This window comes from Vreelandella sp. H-I2, assembly GCF_052959335.1.
The window spans coordinates 413101-433732 of sequence record NZ_JBRAMC010000001.1 but is presented as its reverse complement, the minus strand read 5'-3'; the positions used below and the strand labels follow the sequence as shown (position 1 = coordinate 433732).

Sequence of the window (20632 nt, the reverse complement as noted above, 5' to 3'; positions counted from 1 at the left end):
TGAGTCCAAAAGGGTAAACGATCGACTTTGGTCTAGTTTTTACATCTCTCTATTGTAGTGCTAACCAGAACACACTAAGTTTCAAGTTGTATGATGTATGACTTGATTATGAAAAGTAGGCTGCTGATAGGTTTTAAACCGTTTTAAACCAAGGAGTACACAATGTACAAAAATAAGAAATCCATACTAACGCTAGCTGGCGCTATCGCCTTGACCTCAATGACTGGAGCAGCGCTCGCTGACTACCCTGAACGCGATATCCGCGTTATCGTGCCATGGGGAGCCGGTGGTGGCACCGATGGCATCGTTCGTAAGCTGACCACCATCGCGGAAGAAAATCTCGATGTTTCCATGTATGCAGAAAACATCGAGGGTGGCGTTAGCGCCACCGGTATTGGCCAGCTCATGAGCGCCCGGCCCGATGGTTACACCATTGGCGCGTTGACCTATGACAGCCTGGTAACCGTGCCTTGGCAAGACATGCTGCCCAGTTACGATATTGATAAGTTGAAGCTGATTGCACGGGTGACCAGCGAGCCTGACGCCATCGTCGTTGACGCCGATTCCGACTATCAAACGATTCATGACCTTATCGAGGCGGCTAAGGAAAATCCGGGTGAGATTCGCGTTGCCATTCAGAACCTGGGCGGGCGCATCCATCTAGCGATTCTACAGTTGCAAGAATTGACCGATACGGAGTTCAGAATCGTCTCTTATCCTGGCGGAGCAGCTCCACAGAAAGAAGCCATTTTGTCCGATGAGGTCGATGTTGCACTCACCAGCCTGGGCGACTTTTCCAATCTGTTAGAAGATGGCACCGTGCGCGGTCTCGTTGAGTTCTCAGATACGCAAAACCCGACGTACCCCGATGTGCCCACCACGGCTGACGAGGGGATCGATCTCCAAATTGGCAGCTTTATCGTTTTCGCAGCACCTGCAGATACCCCCGAAGAAGCCATTGCTACGTTAGAAAACGCTTATAAAACAGCGTATGACAGCGATGAGTTTCAAGAGTGGGTGGCTAATGTAGGGGTAACGCCGAATTGGCTGGGTACCGATGAGGTAACTGCCTGGGCTGATGAAACGGCCGAGTCGCTGTTCAGTGAAATGGATGCGCTGGTTGAAGCAGGCGTGATGTCCAAGTAATTCGCAGCTCAAAGGGCGTGGCGCCGGTTACCGGTGCCACGGCTAACTCAATTAGAGGATTTTGAGTCAATGAACAACGTCGAACGCTTCAAAAGGTCGGCAGTGCTGTTTCCAGCCTTCTTGCTGATATTGACTACGATCTATCTGGCGGAAGCCTTGACCATACGCTCGCAATTCGGTGGTGACACCATTGTGGGGCCGCGCTTCATGCCTATCCTGATGGCGCTCATCATGTATGCGGCGCTGATTGTTGTGATAGTAGGGGAGTGGCGCAAAGAAGCCGAGGCGGCCGTCGGTGGCTCTTTGTTAAGGCCACTACTGATTGTGGTGGCGACAGGTCTTTATATCAGCGTGTTTCGTCCCTTGGGATATATACCCGCTACGCTTTGTTTTGTGGTAGCGCTCTTTCTGATCTTTGACTTCGAGAAACATCGCCCCGCCTTCTTTATATTTTATGTGATCGCCGTTACAGCGCTTTTTTACGGACTATTTGCCGGTATTTTTGGGGTGCGTCTGCCTCCCGTGTTAGGAGGATTCTGATGGAGACCTTCGTTAGTTTTCTGGGCGGTTTTGAAGCATTGCTGAGCTGGCAAGTGCTTGGCTTCATGATTGCCGGGTTCTTGATTGGTACTTTTTTCGGTGCGATGCCGGGTCTTACCTCCGTATTGGCGATCGCTCTGTTATTACCCATTACTTACACGATTGACGTTGTCCCAGCCCTGGTCATGTGTGCCTCGATCTTCATGGCGGGGATGTACTCCGGCAGTATCACGGCCACCACCATCAATATTCCAGGTGCACCTTCCTCAATGATGACCGCCGTGGAAGGCAACGCCTTGATGTTAAAAGGTCATGGCGCCAATGCGCTAGGCCACGCGGCACTAGGCTCGATGATTGGTGGCTCAATTGGCGCGTTATTGCTGATGGCGTTCATGCCGATCGCAGGCGAGCTGGCACTCTTGATTCGCACCCCTGGGAAGTTTTCGCTTGTGCTCTTCGCTCTGGTGGTGATCATCATTGTCGATAAGGGGGCCATTGCCAAAGGGATTGTCGCCACCACGCTGGGTATCATGCTGGCCACCGTCGGGATCGATGTACTCCAGCCGATTCCACGCTTTGAGTTTGGCACTGAACTGCTGGTCGAAGGTATCGGTTTAATGCCGGTGGTGATTGGCGCGTTCGCGATCAGTGAGCTACTGGTACAAGCGCAGAACTGGAACCTTTCTCTGGAAAATACTCTGAAGCGGGCGAAAGGCTTAAAAATTCGTCGGCGCGATTTTATTCCCCCCTGGTCGGAAATCCGTGAGGTGGGCTTCTTTACCTATATTAAGAGTGCTTTTATTGGCTATGCCATTGGCATCCTGCCTGGCGCGGGTGGCTCGATGGCCGCTTTCGTGGCCTATGCCGATGCCAAGCGCGGTTCGAAGAAGCCCGAGGAGTATGGCAACGGCAGCCGCGAAGGTATTGCGGCGGCTGAATCGGCTAACAACTCCATGTGCGGTGGTGCCTTTGTGCCGATGTTGATGTTCGGGATTCCGGGCGATCCAACCACGGCTATTGTGCTTGGCGTTTTGGTGATCAACGGCTTACAGCCAGGGCCACGCCTTATTGAACAGCAGGCCGACCTGATTGCACCGATGTTTGCCTCGTTGTTTGTGAGCGCGTTGATTCTTATCCCGCTGACGCTGTTCCTGTTCGGGCCGTACTTTATTCGTATCGTCTCGATCTCTCGCGGCCTACTCTACAGCTCCATTGCTGTGGTGGCGCTCGTTGGCAGCTACGTGGCAACTTACTCTATTTTCCAGATGTTTCTGGCACTGATGTTCGGTGTACTGGCTTTCTTCCTGCGCAAACATAATTACTCGGTAGTCGCCATGCTGCTGGGCTTTATCCTAGGGCCTGATCTGGAGCAGTATCTGCGCCGATCCTTGTCGTTTAATGACGGTAACCCGATTGTCTTTTTGACGAGTCTGGACAGTTTGGCTTTTCTGGCGCTGACTGTCGTCTTTGCTTATCTGATTCTGCGCAAGAAGCCAAAGCTTGATGCCATTCCCTAGCTTGCAAGCAACAGAATTGGGTTCTCTTATTCGATAGGCGCCTCTCGTACTGATCATTACGAACAGCTGGAGGCGCTCATCTCAGCCATTAGGATGCCAACATGACAACAAAAACTCGCCCCTTACCGCGTACCGGGGGAAAAGTACTAGTTGACCAACTTCTCATACACGGTGCTGATAGCGGCTATTGCGTGCCAGGGGAGAGCTATTTGGAAGTGCTCGATGCCCTTTATGATCAGCGCGAGCATTTTACCCTCTATAACGCGCGTCATGAGGCGGGCGCGGCGAACATGGCCGAAGCCTATGGCAAGCTGACGGGGCGCCCCGGTATTTGTCTGGTGACGAGAGGCCCTGGCGCCTGCCATGCCGCTATTGGTGTCCATATCGCCCAGCAAGATTCGACGCCAATGATTCTTTTGGTCGGTCAGGTCGATCGAGGCTCAATGGATCGGGAAGCATTCCAGGAAATTGATTACCGGACCATGTTTGGTGGAGTAGCCAAATGGGTCGCCCAGATTGAGGATGCTCGCCGAATCCCCGAATACATGGCACGTGCCTTTCGGGTTGCTACCTCTGGCCGCCCAGGTCCGGTGGTGCTGGCGCTGCCCGAGGACATGTTGACCGATATCGTCGAAGTCGATGATGCCCCGCCCTATACAGCCTCGCGACCGGGCGTCGCTGTGGAAGACATCGAGGAAATCGCAGCCCGGATCGCGCGTGCCGAGCGTCCCATGATATTGGTAGGTGGGGCGGGATGGACGGATGAGTCCTGTGTGCAGTTACGCACCTTCGCTGAAACTAACGGCATTCCAGTGGCTTGCTCGTTTCGACGTCAGGACATTTTGGACAACGCCTCTGAATGCTATGTCGGTGATTTTGGCACCGCCGTGGTGCCATCACTGATTAAGCGCCTTGCCGAGGCAGACCTGCTATTCGTCGTCGGTGCCCGGCTCGGTGAGATGACCACTCGGACCTACACTACGCTGACTGCCCCCAATCCCAGCCAGACGCTGGTCCATGTGCATATCGACCCCGATGAAATAGGCCGTGTATTTAGCCCGGCGCTGGGCGTTGTTTCGGCCCCTGATAAGCTGGCCGCAGCGTTATCAACCTGCGATTGGCAGCAGCGCAAGCGCTGGCGTGATTGGCGCAAGGCACTGCGCGACGAATATCTTGCTGATACTTTACCTCCGGTGCATGACTACCCGCTCGATATGGGGGCGGCGATGCATGAAGTGCGCGATAGCCTACCGAAGGACTGTATTGTGACTCTGGATGCTGGAAACCATACCGGATGGGCGCAGCGCTTTCTGGCCTATCAGCGTCCCGGACGGATTATTGGTTCGACCTGCGGCGCAATGGGTTATTCGGTACCTGCCGCCGTCGCTGCCTCTTTGCGTGACCCCGATAAGAGTGTGCTAGCGTTTGTCGGCGATGGTGGCTTCATGATGAGCGGTGTCGAGATCGCGACTGCCGTGCAGCATGGCGCTAGACCTATTGTGTTGCTATTCAATAATGGTACTTACGGTACGATTCGCATGCACCAGGAGCGTGAACACCCAAACCGTGTGTCGGGAACCGACTTGGTGAATCCGGATTTCGGCCAACTGGCCGAGGGGCTGGGAGCCCATTTCGAGCGAGTCAGTGATACGGGTAGCTTTAAGCCCGCCCTGGAGCGGGCTATAGCGTCGGGTCGCCCCGCCGTGATTGAGCTAGTGACCGACCCTGAGCGGATTTCGACACGCACCACCGTTTCGGCGCTGCGTTCCGCAAAAGCCAGTTAATGACGGCGTTAATCTTTGAAGAAAGGGGCGGGAATAACGATCTTATTTTCCTGACTGATGAGGTAACCCGCCTCGGCACTTTTCTTGAGATAGTCGGCCCACTCGGGGTCGCTTTGCATGGCGGCGCGCTTTTGGCTACGGTCAGCGGCGTCTTTAAACACCCAAATATGCACATATGAATTCACATTGCCGGTTTCGACCGGCCCATAAAGTAGAGGCTCCCCCAGGTGGCGTCTTTGGATCGGCCAGCCATGCTCTTCGTAAAGCGCCATTTGCTTCTTCAGCGTGCCAGGTGTGCAGGTATAAGTGCGGTGATCATATAACATGGTGTTACTCCTAGGTGATTAGACAGCCTCAGTGAAAGATGGGTGGTTCAGCAAGGCTGTTGGGAAATCCAGAGTGTTAACGAATGCTGATTTGGAGCGGTAGGCTTGGCGAACAAGGCCAACTGAAGCAATAAATTAAAGGCTGCAAGTGCGGCGTGGCGCCTCAATGCTATGCAAGCCAATAATCTTGTGGCGTCTTGCCGACATGAGGGGGTACGTTATATTTCGTTGTGATCTCATTGCCTTCCTTATCTTTCATAAAAGATAGGTTGTATTACATCATACAAAACTTCAACAAAAAAATGTCTCAAATAACGCTATGATCAAGGGCTTGGTTTGATCGAGCAGATTTTCATCAGTATGCTACTGCAACTTTGGTTTGAATTTCTTGAGTTCTGCTTGCTTTGCAAGGCAGCGAGACCTATTTTACATCTTGTATGATGTATTATGTTTGATGCTCGTGGAGTTATTTTGTACATTTTGTGATATCAGAATTAGCAACTGGGTTAAGGCATTGTTCAATCAAAGCCTGTTACATGGTACACCGCCTAGGCCACGTTTAGTGGCACTCACAAGACCACGGTTGTACGATATAATACAAATTGTTTATTAATGAAGGATAGCTTCCATGGTCAAAACCAGCGCAACGGCATCTGCCCTAAAACCGCTTCAAATTAGTAAAGTGACGCAGCAGGGAAGTTTGTCCGTGCACGTGGCCGACCAATTGGAAGCGTTGATTACCCAAGGGAAAGTTGCGGTTGGAGAAAAGCTGCCCACCGAGAATAGCCTTTGTGACTCCTTCGGTGTTAGCCGCACGGTGATACGCGAGGCGATTACGCATCTTAAGTCGCTGGGGCTAGTCGAAACTCGTCGCGGTGTAGGTACCTCCGTGTTGCGCTCTTCTACGGTGGAGGCGCGGCCCGCCGAGCGTATCAACCCCACCACGGTGGAAGATATTCTCCATCTGCTGGAGCTGCGGTTAACCTTAGAACCTGCAGCGGCTGAACTAGCCGCCTTACGCCATGACGATGAAGATCGTCAGCGGTTAGAAGCGCAGCATATAGCCTTTAGTAATGCTTATACTGCCAAAACCCAAGCCCGTGAAGAGGATTACCTGTTCCACTTTGCGATTGCCACGGCGACTAAAAACCCCTTTTTTCAATCTTTTTACAAGCAGTGGAGTCAGAGCGTCATTCCCCGCGCCAAGCTGCTGAGTATTGATATCAACCCCATCTCCTCCGAGCGTTACTTAGAGCGCGTTCAGGAAGAACACACCTACATTCTCGAAGCTATTCTTTCTCGTGATGCTCAAGCAGCCCGCGAAACCATGTACCAACACCTTAACCGGGCGCGCAATATGTACGCCCAGTATCGCGACCAGTAGCATCGCGGCCGGTTTAGTGCGACGAGGAATATCGCGAACAGTGATACCACTGACCCCTATAAGGAGCAACCTATGACGATTCGAGGCGAAATGCTAATCGGTCAACAAGCAGTGACCGGTACCCAAGCCAATATTCAAGCGGTTAATCCTGCCACTGGCGAAAAACTAGCGCCTGTTTATATTGGTGGCAGTCGAGCTCACGTTGAGCAGGCAAGCTCGCTTGCCTGGGAAGCGTTTGATACCTATCGCGAAACCTCGCTAGAAGCGCGAGCCACCTTTCTTGAGACTATCGCCAATGAGATCGAAGCGATTGGCAGTGAGCTCATTGAGCGCGCCATGGAAGAATCCGGTTTACCGCAGGCGCGTCTAGAAGGCGAGCGCGGTAGAACCTGCGGTCAGTTACGCTTGTTCGCTTCAGTGGTGCGCGCGGGGGAATGGCTCGACGTGCGTATCGACCCCGCACTGCCGGAGCGTCAGCCGCTGCCGCGTGCTGATCTGCGCCAGCGTCATATCGCACTAGGTCCTGTCGCGGTGTTTGGTGCCAGCAACTTCCCACTGGCATTTTCGGTGGCGGGTGGCGATACCGCTTCAGCCCTGGCTGCTGGCTGTCCCGTAATAGTGAAAGGCCACTCTGCCCATCCTGGTACCTCAGAGCTGGTGGGCCGTGCGATTCAAAAAGCGGTGAAAACCTGCAACCTGCCTGAAGGTGTCTTCTCGCTTCTCTTTGGGGCGGGCAATGAAATTGGCCAGGCGCTTGTCACTGACCCGCGCATTCAGGCGGTTGGCTTTACCGGGTCGCGCAGTGGTGGTAATGCATTAATACAGTCCGCTCAGGCTAGGCCTCAGCCGATCCCGGTCTATGCCGAAATGAGCAGCATTAACCCCGTTTTTCTACTACCAGAAGCACTGAAAGCAAACAGCCAAGCGCTGGGGGAAGCCTTTGTTGGCTCACTGAATATGGGCGCTGGTCAGTTCTGCACAAGCCCAGGCTTGGTGATTGCGGTTAAAGGTGCCGACCTGGAGTCGTTTATTCAGTCAGCGCAAAAAGCCGTGGAAGCTAGCGGCGCGCAAACCATGCTGACACCGGGTATTCACAGTGCTTATGAAAAAGGCGTTTCTGCGCTAAGCAGTGAAGCTAATGTGCGTGAAGTTGCTCGTGGAGAAACCGGCAGCGGCAGTTACCAGTGCCAAACGGGGTTGTTTGCCGTTAGTGCCAATGACTTTCTCGCTTCCAAAGTGCTTCAGGAAGAAGTCTTTGGCGCAAGCTCGCTAATTATCGAGTGCCAGGATATGGCCGACGTTAAAAAAGTTGCCGAGCAGTTGGAAGGGCAGCTAACGGCCACGTTACATATGAACGACGCAGATGTAGAGGCGGCGAAGGGTTTGATGCCTACGCTGGAGCGTAAAGCGGGGCGTATCCTGGCCAATGGTTGGCCAACAGGCGTTGAGGTCTGCCATGCCATGGTTCACGGCGGGCCTTATCCTTCTACTTCGGATAGCCGTACCACATCGGTTGGTACTGCCGCCATCAAACGCTTCTTGCGCCCGGTATGCTACCAATCGCTACCTGAGGCGTTGCTGCCCGACGCCCTACATGAAGCTAATCCGTTGAAGGTTAGCCGACTGGTAGATGGTAAGCGCGAACTATAGAAATAACGCAACAAACAAGCTTTAGTTTTTCTAGCGGCCTAAGGGCCGCTTTTTTATGTCCTTTGTTTGTGGGCAGGCAGAAAAACTGTCTAGACTAATGTCATGCTTCGCTTGCTAAGCGGGCCAACATAGCACGTCGGGTCAGGGCACATACTCACGTGTAAACATGAGATTACTTGGAGAATATGCCCATGGAGACCCTTGAATTAATCATTGCCCCGCTGCGCGATGGGCTCTATACCATCATGATGCCTGTCAGTAACTTTATCTGGAGCTACATTCTTGTTTATCTACTCTTAGGTGCTGGCCTGCTGTTTACCTTTATGACTCGCGGGATGCAGTTTCGTCTGTTCAGGCATATGGCCTATGTGACGTTTACCGCCCGGGGCGCTGGGGATGGCATTAGCGGCTTTCAGGCCTTTGCGACTTCCATGGCGGCGCGGGTGGGGACCGGCAACCTAGCCGGTGTGGCCCTGGCGCTATGGATTGGTGGCCCAGGGGCCATTTTTTGGATGTGGGTGACAGCGTTGCTCGGTTTTGCAACTTCCTTTATCGAATCGACGCTGGCGCAAGTGTATAAGCATCGTAACGAGGATGGCGTATTCCGCGGCGGCCCTGCGTTTTATATCGAACGTTGCCTAGGCTGGCGCTGGTTAGGATCACTGTTCGCGATATTTTTGATTATCGCCTATGGACTGGCGTTTAACGCTGCACAATCCAACACGATTGCCCAGGGCATGAGCGGTGCCTTTGGCATTCCTAACTGGCTGACGGGCATAGTAATCGCCATTTTGGCAGGCTTTGTGATTTATGGCGGCCTCAAGTCGGTGGCACGAACTGCCGAAAAAATCGTGCCGATCATGGCCATTGCTTACTTACTGGTCGCGTTATGGATTCTGTTTGCTAACCTCTCCGCCGTCCCTGATATGCTCTCGCTGATTGTGATGAGTGCTTTTGGTCTTGGGCCAGCGGTGGGCGGCGCAGCAGGCTATGCGATTAAAGCGGCCATGGAAAATGGCATCAAGCGTGGCTTATTTTCCAACGAAGCGGGCATGGGCTCGACACCTAACGCGGCTGCCCAGGCCACCGTCAAACATCCCGCGGCCCAGGGCTTGGTGCAATCCTTTGGGGTGTTCGTCGACACCATCGTGATTTGCAGTTGTACCGCTGTGGTGATCCTGCTCTCTGGCGTTTATGAACGGCTGATGTCGGAGTCGCCAGGGGAGAGCATCGAAGGGATACAGCTTACCCAAGATGCCATGGTTGATCATCTAGGTGGCTTTGGCGAGATATTCATTGCGTTAGCGATACTGTTTTTTGCTTTTACCTCCATCTTGGCCAACTTCTCATTCTCGTCGGTTAATATCGAATTTCTGTTCCGCCGCCACGCTAAAAAAGCGGTCAACGTGTTCAAGGTGATCATTCTAGCGATGGTACTGCTCGGTTCGGTGGCAGAGCTAAGCGTGGTCTGGGACTTTGCCGACCTGGCGATGGGGTTAATGGCCACGACGAACCTGTTTTCCATTCTGTTTATGGCGCCCATTGCAGTTGCCGTATTGAAGGATTACGAGCGCCAACGCCGAGCAGGTATTGAAGAGCCACTCTTTGACCCCGCCATATTAAAACGTCCGGAATTAGTAGATGCCGATGTATGGCCCGTAAAAGAGGCAAAAGAGGAGTAGGGGTTAACTCCCTGCTTCGATAAACGCTTTCGCCCTTGGGTCTTGTATATAGGCGACGTTGAGCCGAAGCCAGGGCGTTGGCTGGTGATCGGCAAAAAACAGATGCCCCGGCGATAACGTGATTTCCCACCGGCTAGCCAGTTCACGCAGAGTTTCAGGGGCGATGGCTGCCGGTGGTTTTGCCCATACAAACATCCCGCCAGCCGGTTGGGTATACACCTCCCAGCCGGCATTTTTTAGCATCATTAGTGCCACTGCCATTTGATTGGCGAGCTTGATGCGCAGCCGTTCGGTAAGCTTCCGGTAGCTGCCGTTTTGCAGCATCGTGATGACCACCTGCTCGGCAAATCGCGAAGCGGAGATGCTGGTCAACATCTTGATATCCACAAGGCGTTGCACCCAAGCCACGGGCGCAGCGACAAAGCCTACTCGCAGTGAAGAGGAGAGGCTTTTCGAAAAGCTACCCAGGTAGAACACCCGGCTCAAACCGTCTAGCGCTGCCAAACGGGTGGTGGGGGTGTGCTGAAAATCCGCGTAGATATCGTCTTCAATAATCTGAAAATCGTGTTGTTCGGCAAGCTGTAACACTCGGTGCGCTACCGCCGGGGTGAGCGTGCTGCCCGTGGGGTTGTGAAAAACGCTATTGATGTAGAACAGCTTTGGTCGGTGCTCGGCCAACAACACCTCCAAGCGTTCGATATCAGGCCCATCGGCTAATCGCGGCACGCCAATCACGCGGATTCGCTGTAAGTGCAGCAGGCCGAACAGATTGTAATAGCCCGGTGATTCCACGAAGACCACATCGCCAGGCTCAAGCAGCATCCGCACCAGTAGATCCAGCGAATGGCTGCCGCCCCCGGTCATCACGATCTGCTGGGCGTCCGCAGTAATCGCCAGCGGGCGCAGGCGTTCCTGGATTAAACCGCGTAAATCCTGCGGCCCTTGCGGGGTACTGTACTCGAAAATTCCCGAACGGCTTTTACGTGCCACTTGGCGAATGGCGTGAGTTAGGTCATCGCCTTCGCGCCAGACGCTTGGCAGCCAGCCGCAGCCCAGCTTGAGCGTGTGCTCATTGGCACTGAAAAGCCCCCATAGCCCGTTGGTGACCTCTTCCAATCCGCTCATAGCTGCTGGTTGTGATACCAGCGCTGCTGCGCTATCCGCCACATAAAAACCTGATCCGGGTCGTGAGCGCACTAAGCCAGAAGCGACAAGTCGTTCATAGGCCTCGATCACCGCATTACGGCTGATGTGGTGGGTGGCGGCTAAGCGACGAATAGAGGGTAAACGACGGCCACCGCCTGCACCGTGCGCGGCAATCCAAGCGCGAATACCCGCTTCGAGCTGCTGGGTGATGGGAGTCGTGGCGTGCCGATTAACCTCTAGTTTCATAACGTGCCCTATGGCTTTCAACTGTTCGCTAAAAGGGCAGAACAGTGTCTGGAAAGTGGGAGTTAAGTGTACCTTACCGTTGCGTGGTAAGCGTGGGAGGGTAGCGGTTCAATGACTTACTTATTTAGGACTTCGCTATGAGCCGCACTGCCAATCGCGCTATCAATAGAAGGAGTGCCGCCTGCCTGGCGTTTGCGCTATGTACGATTACCACGGCGGTTAATTTACAGGCGCCACTCTATGATGCACTGGCGGCGCGGGATGACTTGGGGGTTGGCGCCACCAGCATCGCCTTTGCCTGCTATGTGTTAGGCATTATATCGGTGTTGCTGGGATTAAATGGCCTGGCCGATCGGGTTGGGCGCAAGCCATTAATAATGAGTGCTCTGCTGTTATGTCTCTTGGCGACCGGGATCACCCTGATAGCGCCCGGTTTGCCGGCGCTGGGTGTGGCTCGCTTTCTGCTGGGTATCAGTACGGGGCTAATGTCAGCGGTGGCTCCCGCTTATATGCAACTACTATTGGGGGAAGAGGATAAGCGTGTGGCGACCAATTATGTGACGGCCAGTACCGCGCTTGGGTTTGGCCTGGGGGCGGCGGTGACTAGCCTGTTTGTTTTCCACACCCCAAGCATATCGCCACCCAGTCTGTGGCTTTATATCGCTGCCGCTTTGCTAGCGTTGGTAGTGGTCACCACGCTTAAGGATAGCTCACCGAGCGCTACTAAAACGCCTATGCTACGTCTTCCCAGCTATCCAAAAGGAACTTTCGCCTATGGATTGGCAATTTTGTTGGCCTGGGCGACGGTGGGGTTGGTGATTGCGATTCTGCCTTCAGCACTAAGCCTGCACGGTTTATCCGCCTGGAGCGGCTTCGCCACCTTCGGTATCTGCAGCTGCGGGGTGCTGTTTCAGCCCTGGGCGAGAAGGCTTACGCCGCGCAGCGCTACCCGACTGGGTCTGGTGATTTTGCCGATTGCCTATGGGTTGATCGCTTGGGGCGCTGTCCACGGAAATCTTGTGGCGGTGCTGCTGGGCACGGTAGCAGCCAGTAGCGCTTGCTATGGGTTTATCTACCTGGGAGGGTTAAGTGGTGTGTTGGTGAGTGCGGATGCCTCGGCTAGCCAACAAGCCACCCAAGCCAGCGCGGGCTATTTTCTGATGGCCTACTTGGGCTTCAGTATCCCTGTAATCGTCACCGGGGTACTGATTGATGCGGTAGGACATACGCTTGCGTTAACGCTGTTTGGTCTCGCACTATTGGGCGGCGTTATCATGGCGATCATTTTGCTGCGTAAGGCACAATAGCCAGCCCCGAGCGTTCACGATGTCATGAGCGATGCTTCTCTACCAGTAGCCCGCAAGAAGGCGCCGCCCAACGAGTGTCGGCGGTAAACACGACATCGCACACCACGGGGGAGTAGTAGCGACGCACCTCGTCGTCAATCCGAGCGCGCAGGGCATCTTGGTTGGTGATGGAGAGACGGGATGCCTCAGGTAATACCACATGCACCATGACATACAGCAGGCGGCCTGGGCGTACCATGCGAACGCGCACTTGCTGGGTGTCAGTGTTAGCCAGGGCATTCGCGACGGCTTGGCGAACAGGTTCCGCGATAGATTCTTCTGGCGTTTTATTAAGCAATTCCTTCAGTGCTTGGGAGGCCATGCGCACAGGCACACCCAGACAGAGCACCACCACTGCAATCACGAGCATCGAATCTACATAGGGCAGTATGGCCAACCAGCCCAGTCGCTCAAACAACATCACCAGGCAAAAGGCTGCTAATACCGCGGCGGAAATAACGCTGTTCACTAGCCAATTTAGTTTATCTGCCGCCACCAATGGGCTGCTCACATGACGCTGGCTACGGTGCATCACCCAGGCCGTCAACGAACAGGAAACGGTGGCAAAGAGTGCATAAATTACCGCCAAGCCAGCCGCTATTTCGCGGCCACCCATGAGCAGGGCGGCAATAGCGTCGACCAGGGCGAAAATAGACACGCCTAAAATAAGCAGCCCTTTGCACAGATTCACAAGCGACTCAAAGTAGCTGTAACCAAAGGGGTACGACTCGCTGTCCGGGCGACTGGCAAGCTTGCTGACCTTAATAGTGACGAGGGCGATGCTGAAATAAATAAGATTAAATAGACCATCCAGCAGGATCGCCTGCGAGTTAGAGGCTAACGTAGCAACAATGCCTGCACAGCCAATAAGCAGCGCCATCAAGGCGGAAAATGCCAAGGTTCTCGATTCTGTCTTCACTAACGTTTCTGCTCCAGAGTGTACATCGTCAAAATAGTCGATAAGCATAGCAACTTTGCTGGTGACATATCGAATGCCGGTCGTCTGCTCAAAACGATGCTTTGGACAGCCTCGTTAGTTCTACTAATCTTAGGAGGCATTTATTTGATTCACGTTAAACCAAATAGGAGGGTTAGACGATGCCAATGCTAAGCGTAGGAACGGAACAAGGCACGCCGGTAGAGCTGTACTACGAGGTACACGGGGCGGGCAAACCAGTGGTGCTGATCCATGGATGGCCATTAAGTGGCCGCTCATGGGAGAAGCAGGTGCCAGCGCTGGTGGAGGCAGGCTATAAAGTCGTGACGTATGACCGCCGTGGTTTTGGCTGGTCTACCCAGGCAGATGGTGGCTATGACTACGATACGCTGGCATCAGATCTTAAGAAACTGATCGACACTTTGGACCTAAACGATGCCACCCTGGTGGGCTTTTCGATGGGTGGCGGCGAAGTAGCGCGTTACCTTTCCAGTTACGGGACTGGGCGAGTCAATAAAGCCGTATTTGCTGCAGCGGTTCCCCCTTACCTCTATAAATCAGATGACAATCCTGAAGGTGGTCTGGATGATGCCACCATCAACCAATTCCTTGAAGGTGTAAAAGGCGACCGTCTTGCCTTCCTAGAAGACTTCACGAAGAACTTTTTCACCGCGGGTGAGCGCAGCGATTTAATCAGCGAGCCGAACCGCCAGTATCATTGCAACATTGCGGCGTTTGCGTCCCCGCAAGCGACCTATGACTGCATCAAAGCGTTTAGCTATACTGATTTCCGAAAAGATCTGTCCAATATCGATATACCCACCCTGGTATTGCATGGGGATTCAGATGGCATCGTACCCTTTGAGGTCAGCGGCAAGCGGGCGCAAGAGTTACTGCCCAATGCGCAAACGGAAGTGATCAAGGGCGGGCCACACGGGCTTAATGCTACGCACCCTGAAGCGTTTAATCGGGCGCTGATTACCTTTTTGGATAGCTGACTTAAATGGTTCCTATAACTTGATAGCGCCGCCCAATGGGGTGGCGCTATCAAGTTTTCTTCTAAATAACACCCTTGCTTAAGTTATCATCATGTTTTCAGAAGTGATATGTGTTTAGCTTTCATGCGATATTGAAATAAGAGTATCGCTATAATGATGCTGCAGCCTAATAAAGTTCCGTAGGTGCCGGGTACTAACGTAAGTACTGCCGCCACTAAAAGTAACAGTCGAATTGGCCATGCAGTGCGTATAAATCCTTGCCCAACCATTGATACATTGAGAGCAGCCAGCGCTAGCGCGCTTATCGCCATTACTATTAATTGGTCAAACCAAGTGCCTTCTAACATCAATAGTTCTGGTCTCGCAACGAACAAGAAAGGTAGGAAAAAACCTGGCAGACCGATTTTTACCGCTTGAATTGCAGTCGTGAAATAGGGAGCTTCAGCAATCCGTGCTGCAATCAGCGATGCAACAGCTACGGGGGGAGTCAGTGCTGAAAAAACTGCGAAATAAAGTACAAACATATGGGCTGCCATCATACTTACACCCATATCTATGAGCGCGGGGGCAGTTAATAATGCCACCAGAATATAGGCTGCAGACGTAGGTAGTCCTAGGCCAAAAATGAGGCATGCGATAGCGGCAATCAGAAGCAAAACACCAAGGTTTCCATCAGCGAGGCCAAGCATTAAGTAAGAGAGTTTTTGTGCAAAGCCAGTAGCGGTAAGTACTTCTACAAAAATCCCAATAACCGCAACGATAACGGCAATTGTGGCGCCGCTAAAACCGCCGTCACGTAGGCCGTCAATAAGGCGTGAAGCTGCAATTCTTAACGCCTGGAAAGGTTGGCGATAATGACGCGCTACGCTACTGATAAGTTCAAAAACAATAATCGCTAAACATCCATAGGCAGCGGCATACGAGGGTGGCATTCGGCTTACTAATAAATAAACCAGTATGCCTATAGCGATTAATAAGTGACCATAACGAATAAGTAGCATTTTGGCTGGTAGCGCCTGAGCTCCATCGCTTGTCAGTGATTGGGTAGGCTCTATACCGTCTCGAGCGGCTTGTAGGTGAACGGCTAAAAGCAAATAAAAATAATAGAGGGCGGCAGGAATAGCGGCTGCTAGGATAACTTGGTCATAGCCGAGACCTGTTACTCCGACCATTAGGAATGCAGTCAGCCCCATCACGGGTGGCGTCATCTGCCCGCCAGTGGAAGCTACTGCTTCGACGGCGCCAGCAAAAGGTGCCTTGAATCCCGTTCGTTTCATAGTCGGAATAGTCATGGTGCCTGTACTAGCAATATTGGCTACAGTACTGCCAGAAATCATGCCCATGAAGGCGCTGGCAAGAACCGCAATTTTGGCTTGCCCACCTCTTGAATTCCCCGCCAACTTAGTTGCAAATCCCATAATAAAGTCGATACCGCCTGTTGATTTTAGTAAACCAGCGAAGACCATAAAGACAAAAATAGTGCCTGCAGATAACTCGGTTAGGGAGCCTAGAATTCCCTGGAAATTAGGAATTGAAGCATAAGAAACAAGACGTTCAAATGCCATCCCGCCATGGTAGAACAATTCGGTGGGCATAATGTTGCCAAAGTAACCATATAAAAGCCCAATAATCCCAATAAGCGGTATTGTTAATCCCCATTGTTGCCACGCGGCTATTAAACTGATGGCAATTAGCAAGCAACCTATTACAACATCCATTGGATTTGGGCCAAATACACGATCCGTGATTAGCCCCTGATACTCGAGTAAAACATAGCCAGTTGTGTAACATGCGATGGCAAAAAAGACTCCATAACTTAGGCGCATAACCCAACGTGATGAGTCGCCGGCTGCAGAGGCAAAAATAATTAATAATGCGAGACCGAGATGAAGTACTTTGAATTGGCCTGAAGGTAAGTAGTACTTAAATACCTGTGCTAAATGAGTTGCTACCATTACGAGAGTGAGAAACAGCACTAAATTTGCGGTGTTGAAATACCCACGCTTTTTATCAAGGAGCTTAGGAGACATGGTGGCTTACTTCGCTAGGTAAGAAAAGTGCCATACCACTGAGGCATGGCACATATCGGGCTCAGGCTGTAACAGAGTCAGCAACGATTAATTCATCGCGCCATACTCCTTGCTCCTGAAAGTAGCGCGCAGCACCTGCATTAACAGGGTAATCCTGAAGCAAGTACTCTACCGCAAAGGCCAGGTCGACATCTTGTAGCTGTGAACCAATTCGGCGAACTTGCTCTGAGTTGTCGAAGATAGCCTTACAAACTGCATAGGCATCTTCGTCTGTTACCCCAGAATGTGTCGCTAATAAACCAGAAATAGCGGGCATGAGCATTTCGTCCTCTACCTTGTCCCACTGCTCAGCTGTAACAGTGGTTGCAAGCAGTCCCGAATTAATTTCCTGAGCGCGTTTTAAAACTTCTGGCTCAATCGGCAAAACTCTGAATTCGACAGTGCTATCTATCTCAGCCAGTGCGGGAGAAGGACGCCCGTTCGTTAAGGTGGAGGGAATTGCATCAACGGCCCCAGACTGAAAGGCACTAAAAGTGTCGTTCCATGAACCATAAGTCCAATCTACTTCATCCGCTACGCCAGCGGCTTGTAGAATTGTCTGATGCATAATGGCGGTGGCGCCACCCGCAGTAGAGGGCATCACTCGCTTGCCAGCCAAATCAGCAAGTGAGTGGATATCTGAATCCTTGCGCACGATTAGCGGAATATTCCAAACGGTATAGGCAAACATTTGCCGCGCATCTATGGGCTCACGAAATGGACGTTCGCCTTTGGTGGCGGGGGGCCAGTCGGTCGACGTAGTTTGTCCAAAGTCAATCTCGCTACGGCTAGCCATTACCATGTTCTCAGCACCCCCGGACGTTGCTAGGGTAGTTGAGCGTAGGTCGCTATTACGTTGCACCGTTTGTGCTAACGCTTCGATAATAATGTAGCCAGTTGATCCAAGGCTTGCTGATCCCCAGCGTAATTCACGTTTTGGTGCAGCCGCTAGAATGCCTGGAAACATTGCAACGCCGATACCTAGAGCACCAGCCTTTAGTAATTGGCGACGGCGAATATCAATGATTGATGGGGAGGTGTGGGTTAGTTTCTCTGTCATGTTGGTACCTTTCTTATTGGTGAAAGTGTCCACTAAGTTCAAGTGCTGCTCTTATATGGCTTTATTAGCGCTTAATTAAGTGCTATTGCCTTGACCTGCTTGGGTGCTTATTTCTATATCTCGGTGACCTGGCTGAAGCTCAAAGCGTTGAAACGTGGTGGGGAGTCCGTCGCGGGAATAGCCACGTACACGCCAGATCATCCCGTGGGTCACATCATTTGAAAGAGAGAGAGAGGAGCGAGCGTCGGCAGAAAAAGAGCCGACCCCTAATTTGTGAACGAACCGAGAGGTAAGAATTTTGCGGCTCTGGAACAGGTACTCGTGTAACGATAAGCCGTCGAATTCGCTGGGCAGTTTATCCATAAGCTCACTGGCAAAATTCAGTGGCATATAAAATTCGTTAAAGGTCCAGGGCTCACCCTCTACTTGAATCAAACGTTGTACGACTGCGCAACGGTGCTGAGAGCCAAAAAAATGGGCAATTTCAGCGTCAACGTCCACTTCGCGAATACCCAACCCTTGTAGTGAAAGCCCAAGTGGCCGACCTTGATCGAGAAATCGAAACACACGAATATCCTCGAACTTTACTTCCTGGTCTCGTATGAACGTTCCTCGCCCATGCTCGCGTATCACAATACCGTCATCTGAAAGGGCTTTTAATGCTTTTTGCAAGGTCCCAAGGCTTGCTGGTAATCGTGAAGAGAGTTCTTGTTCTGAAGGTAACTTATCGCCAGGAATCAACTTTCCAGCATGAACGGCTTCTTTAATCGCATTGTAGAAGCGTGCATATTTTGGAACGCCGAGATGATCATTCTCAAAATGTGGCAGGCAGGCTTCAACTATTTTATCTAATGTCATGCGAGTCACCGTAAGATGGAGCTCATGTTGATTTCTTAATAGCTATATAGCTTTAATGATCCTGCCTGCAATACATGTTATTTTCAAGCACCCTTTGAGCCAATTTTTCAAATTAAGGACACATTCAGCAATGCCAACTACGCCTCCGTTCACAACACGTCCCGAAATTAAGGGCACGTTTGGTGCTGTATCGACTACCCATTGGCTCGCCTCAAGTGTTGGCATGGCAATACTTGAAAAAGGGGGAAATGCATTTGACGCGGCAGTGGCAGTAGGCTTTGTCTTACAGATTGTTGAGCCCCACTTGAATGGCCCGGGCGGAGAAGTACCCATCATTGCAATGCGACATGATGATGAAACGCCGCGAGTTATTTGTGGACAGGGTGTAACGCCAGCAGGAGCGACTCTGGAGCATTTTAAGCAGCTAGGACTCAAAACAGTGCCTGGAACAGGGTTGTTACCTGCTGTAGTGCCAGGCGCTTTCGATGCCTGGATGCTGTTACTTCGCGATTACGGCACCATGGCACTTGATGATGTGCTGGAGCCTGCTATTGGTTATGCAGAAAAAGGGTTCCCGCTTTTATCCAGAGCGGTGTCATCGATTATTCCCGTTGTGGATTTTTTCCAGAAAGAGTGGCCCAGCTCTGCTAAACAATGGCTCAAAAGTGGGCAAGCACCAAAGCCGGATACTCTTTTCCGCTCGCCCGATATAGCGTCTACATATAGACGGATATTGAATGAGGCTAAACTTGCAGGTGCTGGGCGCGAAGCGCAAATTGAGCGAGCACGAACAACTTTTTATGAAGGGTTTGTTGCCGATGCTATTGATGCTTTTTATCGCCAGCCACTAAGAGATAGCACGGGCGAACGGCACGCTGGTGTATTGAACGGTGATGATCTTTCACGTTGGTCAGCAACGGAAGAGAGCACCGTAAGTTATGAGTACGAAGGATATGAGGTTCATAAAGCAGGCCCTTGGAGTCAGGGGCCTGTGTTCTTGCAGCAGCTAGCACTACTAAAAGGCATAGACTTTTCAGCTTTTGGCCCCGAGAGCCCCGAATTTGTCCACTATATTGCAGAGGCGGCCAAGCTTGCTTTTGCAGACCGTGAGGCTTGGTACGGTGATGCGGCAACAACGGATGTTCCGCTCGCTTTATTGTTAAGTGACGATTACAACATCTCGCGTCGCAAGCTAATAAGTGAAAGAGCTTCTTTTGAAATGCGTCCTGGGTTACCGGGGGGAGATGATCGTATTGCATCGATTATGTCGTTAGCAGGCAGTGAGCCAACGGTAGGGCCCGGAGGTGGAGAGCCAACATTCGCGCCTTTGCCAAGTATTGAAGGGGATACCGTACATTTAGATATCGTCGACCGATTTGGCAACATGGTCTCAGCTACCCCGAGTGGGGGCTGGCTGCAGAGTTCTCCGAGTGTGCCTGGTTTAGGATTTTCTATCTCTACCCGTGCGCAAATGACGTGGCTAACACCTGGCTTGGCTAGCACGCTTCAGCCTGGTTGCCGTCCGAGAACGACGCTGACGCCCACGATGGTTACTCGAGATGGTAGGCCTTATCTTGCTTTAGGCTCTCCAGGCGGAGACCAACAAGATCAATGGAGTTTGACCACTTTTTTACGCATGGTGCATTACGGTTTTGACCTTCAGCGAGCGATAGATGCCCCACTATTTCAAATACGTCACTTCCCTGCATCTTTTCATCCGCGGGAGAGCGTATTAGGTCGTTTATTGATTGAGAAGCGGTTCCCAGAATCTACCTTAGCAACGTTGCGCGAGAGGGGGCATGACATGGCGTTACAAGGGGATTGGGCATTAGGGCGAGTCTGTGCCGTGGCAAGCCATAGTGGAATGGTGCATGCGGGTGCTTCAGCTCGACATATGCAAGGTTACGCTGTTGGTCGTTAAGGTGATGATTGAAAGGGGCTAG

General features: G+C 52.1%; 16 protein-coding genes. 10 read left to right on the top strand and 6 right to left on the bottom strand.

The genetic code is table 11. From position 1 onward, the window contains the following. Nucleotides 1-162: 162 nt before the first annotated feature. From ACUVOF_RS02085 to ACUVOF_RS02070, 4 genes are all read left to right on the top strand, one after another. Nucleotides 163-1146 carry a Bug family tripartite tricarboxylate transporter substrate binding protein gene (locus tag ACUVOF_RS02085; protein ID WP_447042786.1) on the top strand — a complete coding sequence of 328 codons (984 nt, stop codon included), beginning with the start codon at nucleotides 163-165 and terminating at the stop codon, nucleotides 1144-1146. A 69-nt stretch (nucleotides 1147-1215) separates the two neighbouring features. Further along, on the top strand, nucleotides 1216-1686 hold the full coding sequence (locus tag ACUVOF_RS02080) for a tripartite tricarboxylate transporter TctB family protein (protein WP_447042785.1): 471 nt from the start codon (nucleotides 1216-1218) through the stop codon (nucleotides 1684-1686). Continuing rightward, nucleotides 1686-3203: a tripartite tricarboxylate transporter permease gene (locus tag ACUVOF_RS02075; protein ID WP_447042784.1), complete on the top strand. Its 1518-nt coding sequence runs from the start codon at nucleotides 1686-1688 to the stop codon at nucleotides 3201-3203. The genes ACUVOF_RS02080 and ACUVOF_RS02075 overlap by 1 nt, the downstream gene beginning before the upstream one ends. 101 nt (nucleotides 3204-3304) lie before the next feature. Continuing rightward, nucleotides 3305-4987: a thiamine pyrophosphate-binding protein gene (locus tag ACUVOF_RS02070; protein ID WP_447042783.1), complete on the top strand. Its 1683-nt coding sequence runs from the start codon at nucleotides 3305-3307 to the stop codon at nucleotides 4985-4987. A gap of 8 nt (nucleotides 4988-4995) precedes the next feature. On the opposite strand, the gene ACUVOF_RS02065 is transcribed toward ACUVOF_RS02070, so the two are convergent. Beyond that, nucleotides 4996-5313, bottom strand: coding sequence for an NIPSNAP family protein (locus ACUVOF_RS02065; RefSeq protein WP_447042782.1), 318 nt, complete (start codon nucleotides 5311-5313; stop codon nucleotides 4996-4998). Nucleotides 5314-5941: 628 nt separating this feature from the next. Here ACUVOF_RS02065 and ACUVOF_RS02060 point away from each other — a divergent pair. The 3 genes from ACUVOF_RS02060 to ACUVOF_RS02050 all read left to right on the top strand — a co-directional run bounded on the left by ACUVOF_RS02060 (nucleotide 5942) and on the right by ACUVOF_RS02050 (nucleotide 10029). Then, nucleotides 5942-6697: a FadR/GntR family transcriptional regulator gene (locus ACUVOF_RS02060; protein ID WP_447042781.1), complete on the top strand. Its 756-nt coding sequence runs from the start codon at nucleotides 5942-5944 to the stop codon at nucleotides 6695-6697. 72 nt (nucleotides 6698-6769) lie between these two features. Continuing rightward, nucleotides 6770-8347, top strand: coding sequence for an aldehyde dehydrogenase (NADP(+)) (locus ACUVOF_RS02055; protein WP_447042780.1), 1578 nt, complete (start codon nucleotides 6770-6772; stop codon nucleotides 8345-8347). 191 nt (nucleotides 8348-8538) lie between these two features. After that, a complete protein-coding gene (locus ACUVOF_RS02050; protein WP_447042779.1) occupies nucleotides 8539-10029 on the top strand; it encodes an alanine/glycine:cation symporter family protein in 1491 nt (496 codons plus the stop codon). A gap of 3 nt (nucleotides 10030-10032) precedes the next feature. Here the strand turns inward: ACUVOF_RS02050 and ACUVOF_RS02045 are convergent, their stop codons facing one another. Next, complete coding sequence (locus ACUVOF_RS02045) at nucleotides 10033-11421, bottom strand: aminotransferase-like domain-containing protein (protein WP_447042778.1); 1389 nt, start codon at nucleotides 11419-11421, stop codon at nucleotides 10033-10035. A gap of 137 nt (nucleotides 11422-11558) precedes the next feature. On the opposite strand from ACUVOF_RS02045, the gene ACUVOF_RS02040 reads away from it, so the two are divergent. Continuing rightward, a complete protein-coding gene (locus ACUVOF_RS02040) occupies nucleotides 11559-12728 on the top strand; it encodes an MFS transporter (RefSeq protein WP_447042777.1) in 1170 nt (389 codons plus the stop codon). A 22-nt stretch (nucleotides 12729-12750) separates the two neighbouring features. Here ACUVOF_RS02040 and ACUVOF_RS02035 read toward each other — a convergent pair whose 3' ends face one another. Then, nucleotides 12751-13686, bottom strand: a complete 936-nt coding sequence (locus tag ACUVOF_RS02035) for a cation diffusion facilitator family transporter (protein WP_447043219.1) — start codon at nucleotides 13684-13686, stop codon at nucleotides 12751-12753. A gap of 179 nt (nucleotides 13687-13865) precedes the next feature. Here ACUVOF_RS02035 and ACUVOF_RS02030 point away from each other — a divergent pair, with 179 nt between their 5' ends. Next, the gene (locus ACUVOF_RS02030; RefSeq protein ID WP_447042776.1) at nucleotides 13866-14702 is read left to right on the top strand and encodes an alpha/beta fold hydrolase; all 837 of its coding nucleotides are present in this window, start codon (nucleotides 13866-13868) and stop codon (nucleotides 14700-14702) included. Between the two features lie 89 nt (nucleotides 14703-14791). Here the strand turns inward: ACUVOF_RS02030 and ACUVOF_RS02025 are convergent, their stop codons facing one another. From ACUVOF_RS02025 to ACUVOF_RS02015, 3 genes are all read right to left on the bottom strand, one after another. Next, nucleotides 14792-16732, bottom strand: coding sequence for a TRAP transporter permease (locus ACUVOF_RS02025; RefSeq protein ID WP_447042775.1), 1941 nt, complete (start codon nucleotides 16730-16732; stop codon nucleotides 14792-14794). Nucleotides 16733-16793: 61 nt separating this feature from the next. Continuing rightward, nucleotides 16794-17831, bottom strand: a complete 1038-nt coding sequence (locus tag ACUVOF_RS02020) for a TAXI family TRAP transporter solute-binding subunit (RefSeq protein ID WP_447042774.1) — start codon at nucleotides 17829-17831, stop codon at nucleotides 16794-16796. A 75-nt stretch (nucleotides 17832-17906) separates the two neighbouring features. Beyond that, the gene (locus ACUVOF_RS02015; protein ID WP_447042773.1) at nucleotides 17907-18689 is read right to left on the bottom strand and encodes a GntR family transcriptional regulator; all 783 of its coding nucleotides are present in this window, start codon (nucleotides 18687-18689) and stop codon (nucleotides 17907-17909) included. A gap of 130 nt (nucleotides 18690-18819) precedes the next feature. Here ACUVOF_RS02015 and ACUVOF_RS02010 point away from each other — a divergent pair, with 130 nt between their 5' ends. After that, nucleotides 18820-20610 carry a gamma-glutamyltransferase family protein gene (locus ACUVOF_RS02010; RefSeq protein WP_447042772.1) on the top strand — a complete coding sequence of 597 codons (1791 nt, stop codon included), beginning with the start codon at nucleotides 18820-18822 and terminating at the stop codon, nucleotides 20608-20610. The last annotated feature ends 22 nt before the right edge of the window (nucleotides 20611-20632 follow it).

Coding starts and splice junctions, on each gene's coding strand:
- ACUVOF_RS02085 (WP_447042786.1), top strand. CDS start 163: ATGTACAAAAATAAGAAATCCATACTAACGCTAGCTGGCGCTATCGCC.
- ACUVOF_RS02080 (WP_447042785.1), top strand. CDS start 1,216: ATGAACAACGTCGAACGCTTCAAAAGGTCGGCAGTGCTGTTTCCAGCC.
- ACUVOF_RS02075 (WP_447042784.1), top strand. CDS start 1,686: ATGGAGACCTTCGTTAGTTTTCTGGGCGGTTTTGAAGCATTGCTGAGC.
- ACUVOF_RS02070 (WP_447042783.1), top strand. CDS start 3,305: ATGACAACAAAAACTCGCCCCTTACCGCGTACCGGGGGAAAAGTACTA.
- ACUVOF_RS02065 (WP_447042782.1), bottom strand. CDS start 5,313: ATGTTATATGATCACCGCACTTATACCTGCACACCTGGCACGCTGAAG.
- ACUVOF_RS02060 (WP_447042781.1), top strand. CDS start 5,942: ATGGTCAAAACCAGCGCAACGGCATCTGCCCTAAAACCGCTTCAAATT.
- ACUVOF_RS02055 (WP_447042780.1), top strand. CDS start 6,770: ATGACGATTCGAGGCGAAATGCTAATCGGTCAACAAGCAGTGACCGGT.
- ACUVOF_RS02050 (WP_447042779.1), top strand. CDS start 8,539: ATGGAGACCCTTGAATTAATCATTGCCCCGCTGCGCGATGGGCTCTAT.
- ACUVOF_RS02045 (WP_447042778.1), bottom strand. CDS start 11,421: ATGAAACTAGAGGTTAATCGGCACGCCACGACTCCCATCACCCAGCAG.
- ACUVOF_RS02040 (WP_447042777.1), top strand. CDS start 11,559: ATGAGCCGCACTGCCAATCGCGCTATCAATAGAAGGAGTGCCGCCTGC.
- ACUVOF_RS02030 (WP_447042776.1), top strand. CDS start 13,866: ATGCCAATGCTAAGCGTAGGAACGGAACAAGGCACGCCGGTAGAGCTG.
- ACUVOF_RS02025 (WP_447042775.1), bottom strand. CDS start 16,732: ATGTCTCCTAAGCTCCTTGATAAAAAGCGTGGGTATTTCAACACCGCA.
- ACUVOF_RS02020 (WP_447042774.1), bottom strand. CDS start 17,831: ATGACAGAGAAACTAACCCACACCTCCCCATCAATCATTGATATTCGC.
- ACUVOF_RS02015 (WP_447042773.1), bottom strand. CDS start 18,689: ATGACATTAGATAAAATAGTTGAAGCCTGCCTGCCACATTTTGAGAAT.
- ACUVOF_RS02010 (WP_447042772.1), top strand. CDS start 18,820: ATGCCAACTACGCCTCCGTTCACAACACGTCCCGAAATTAAGGGCACG.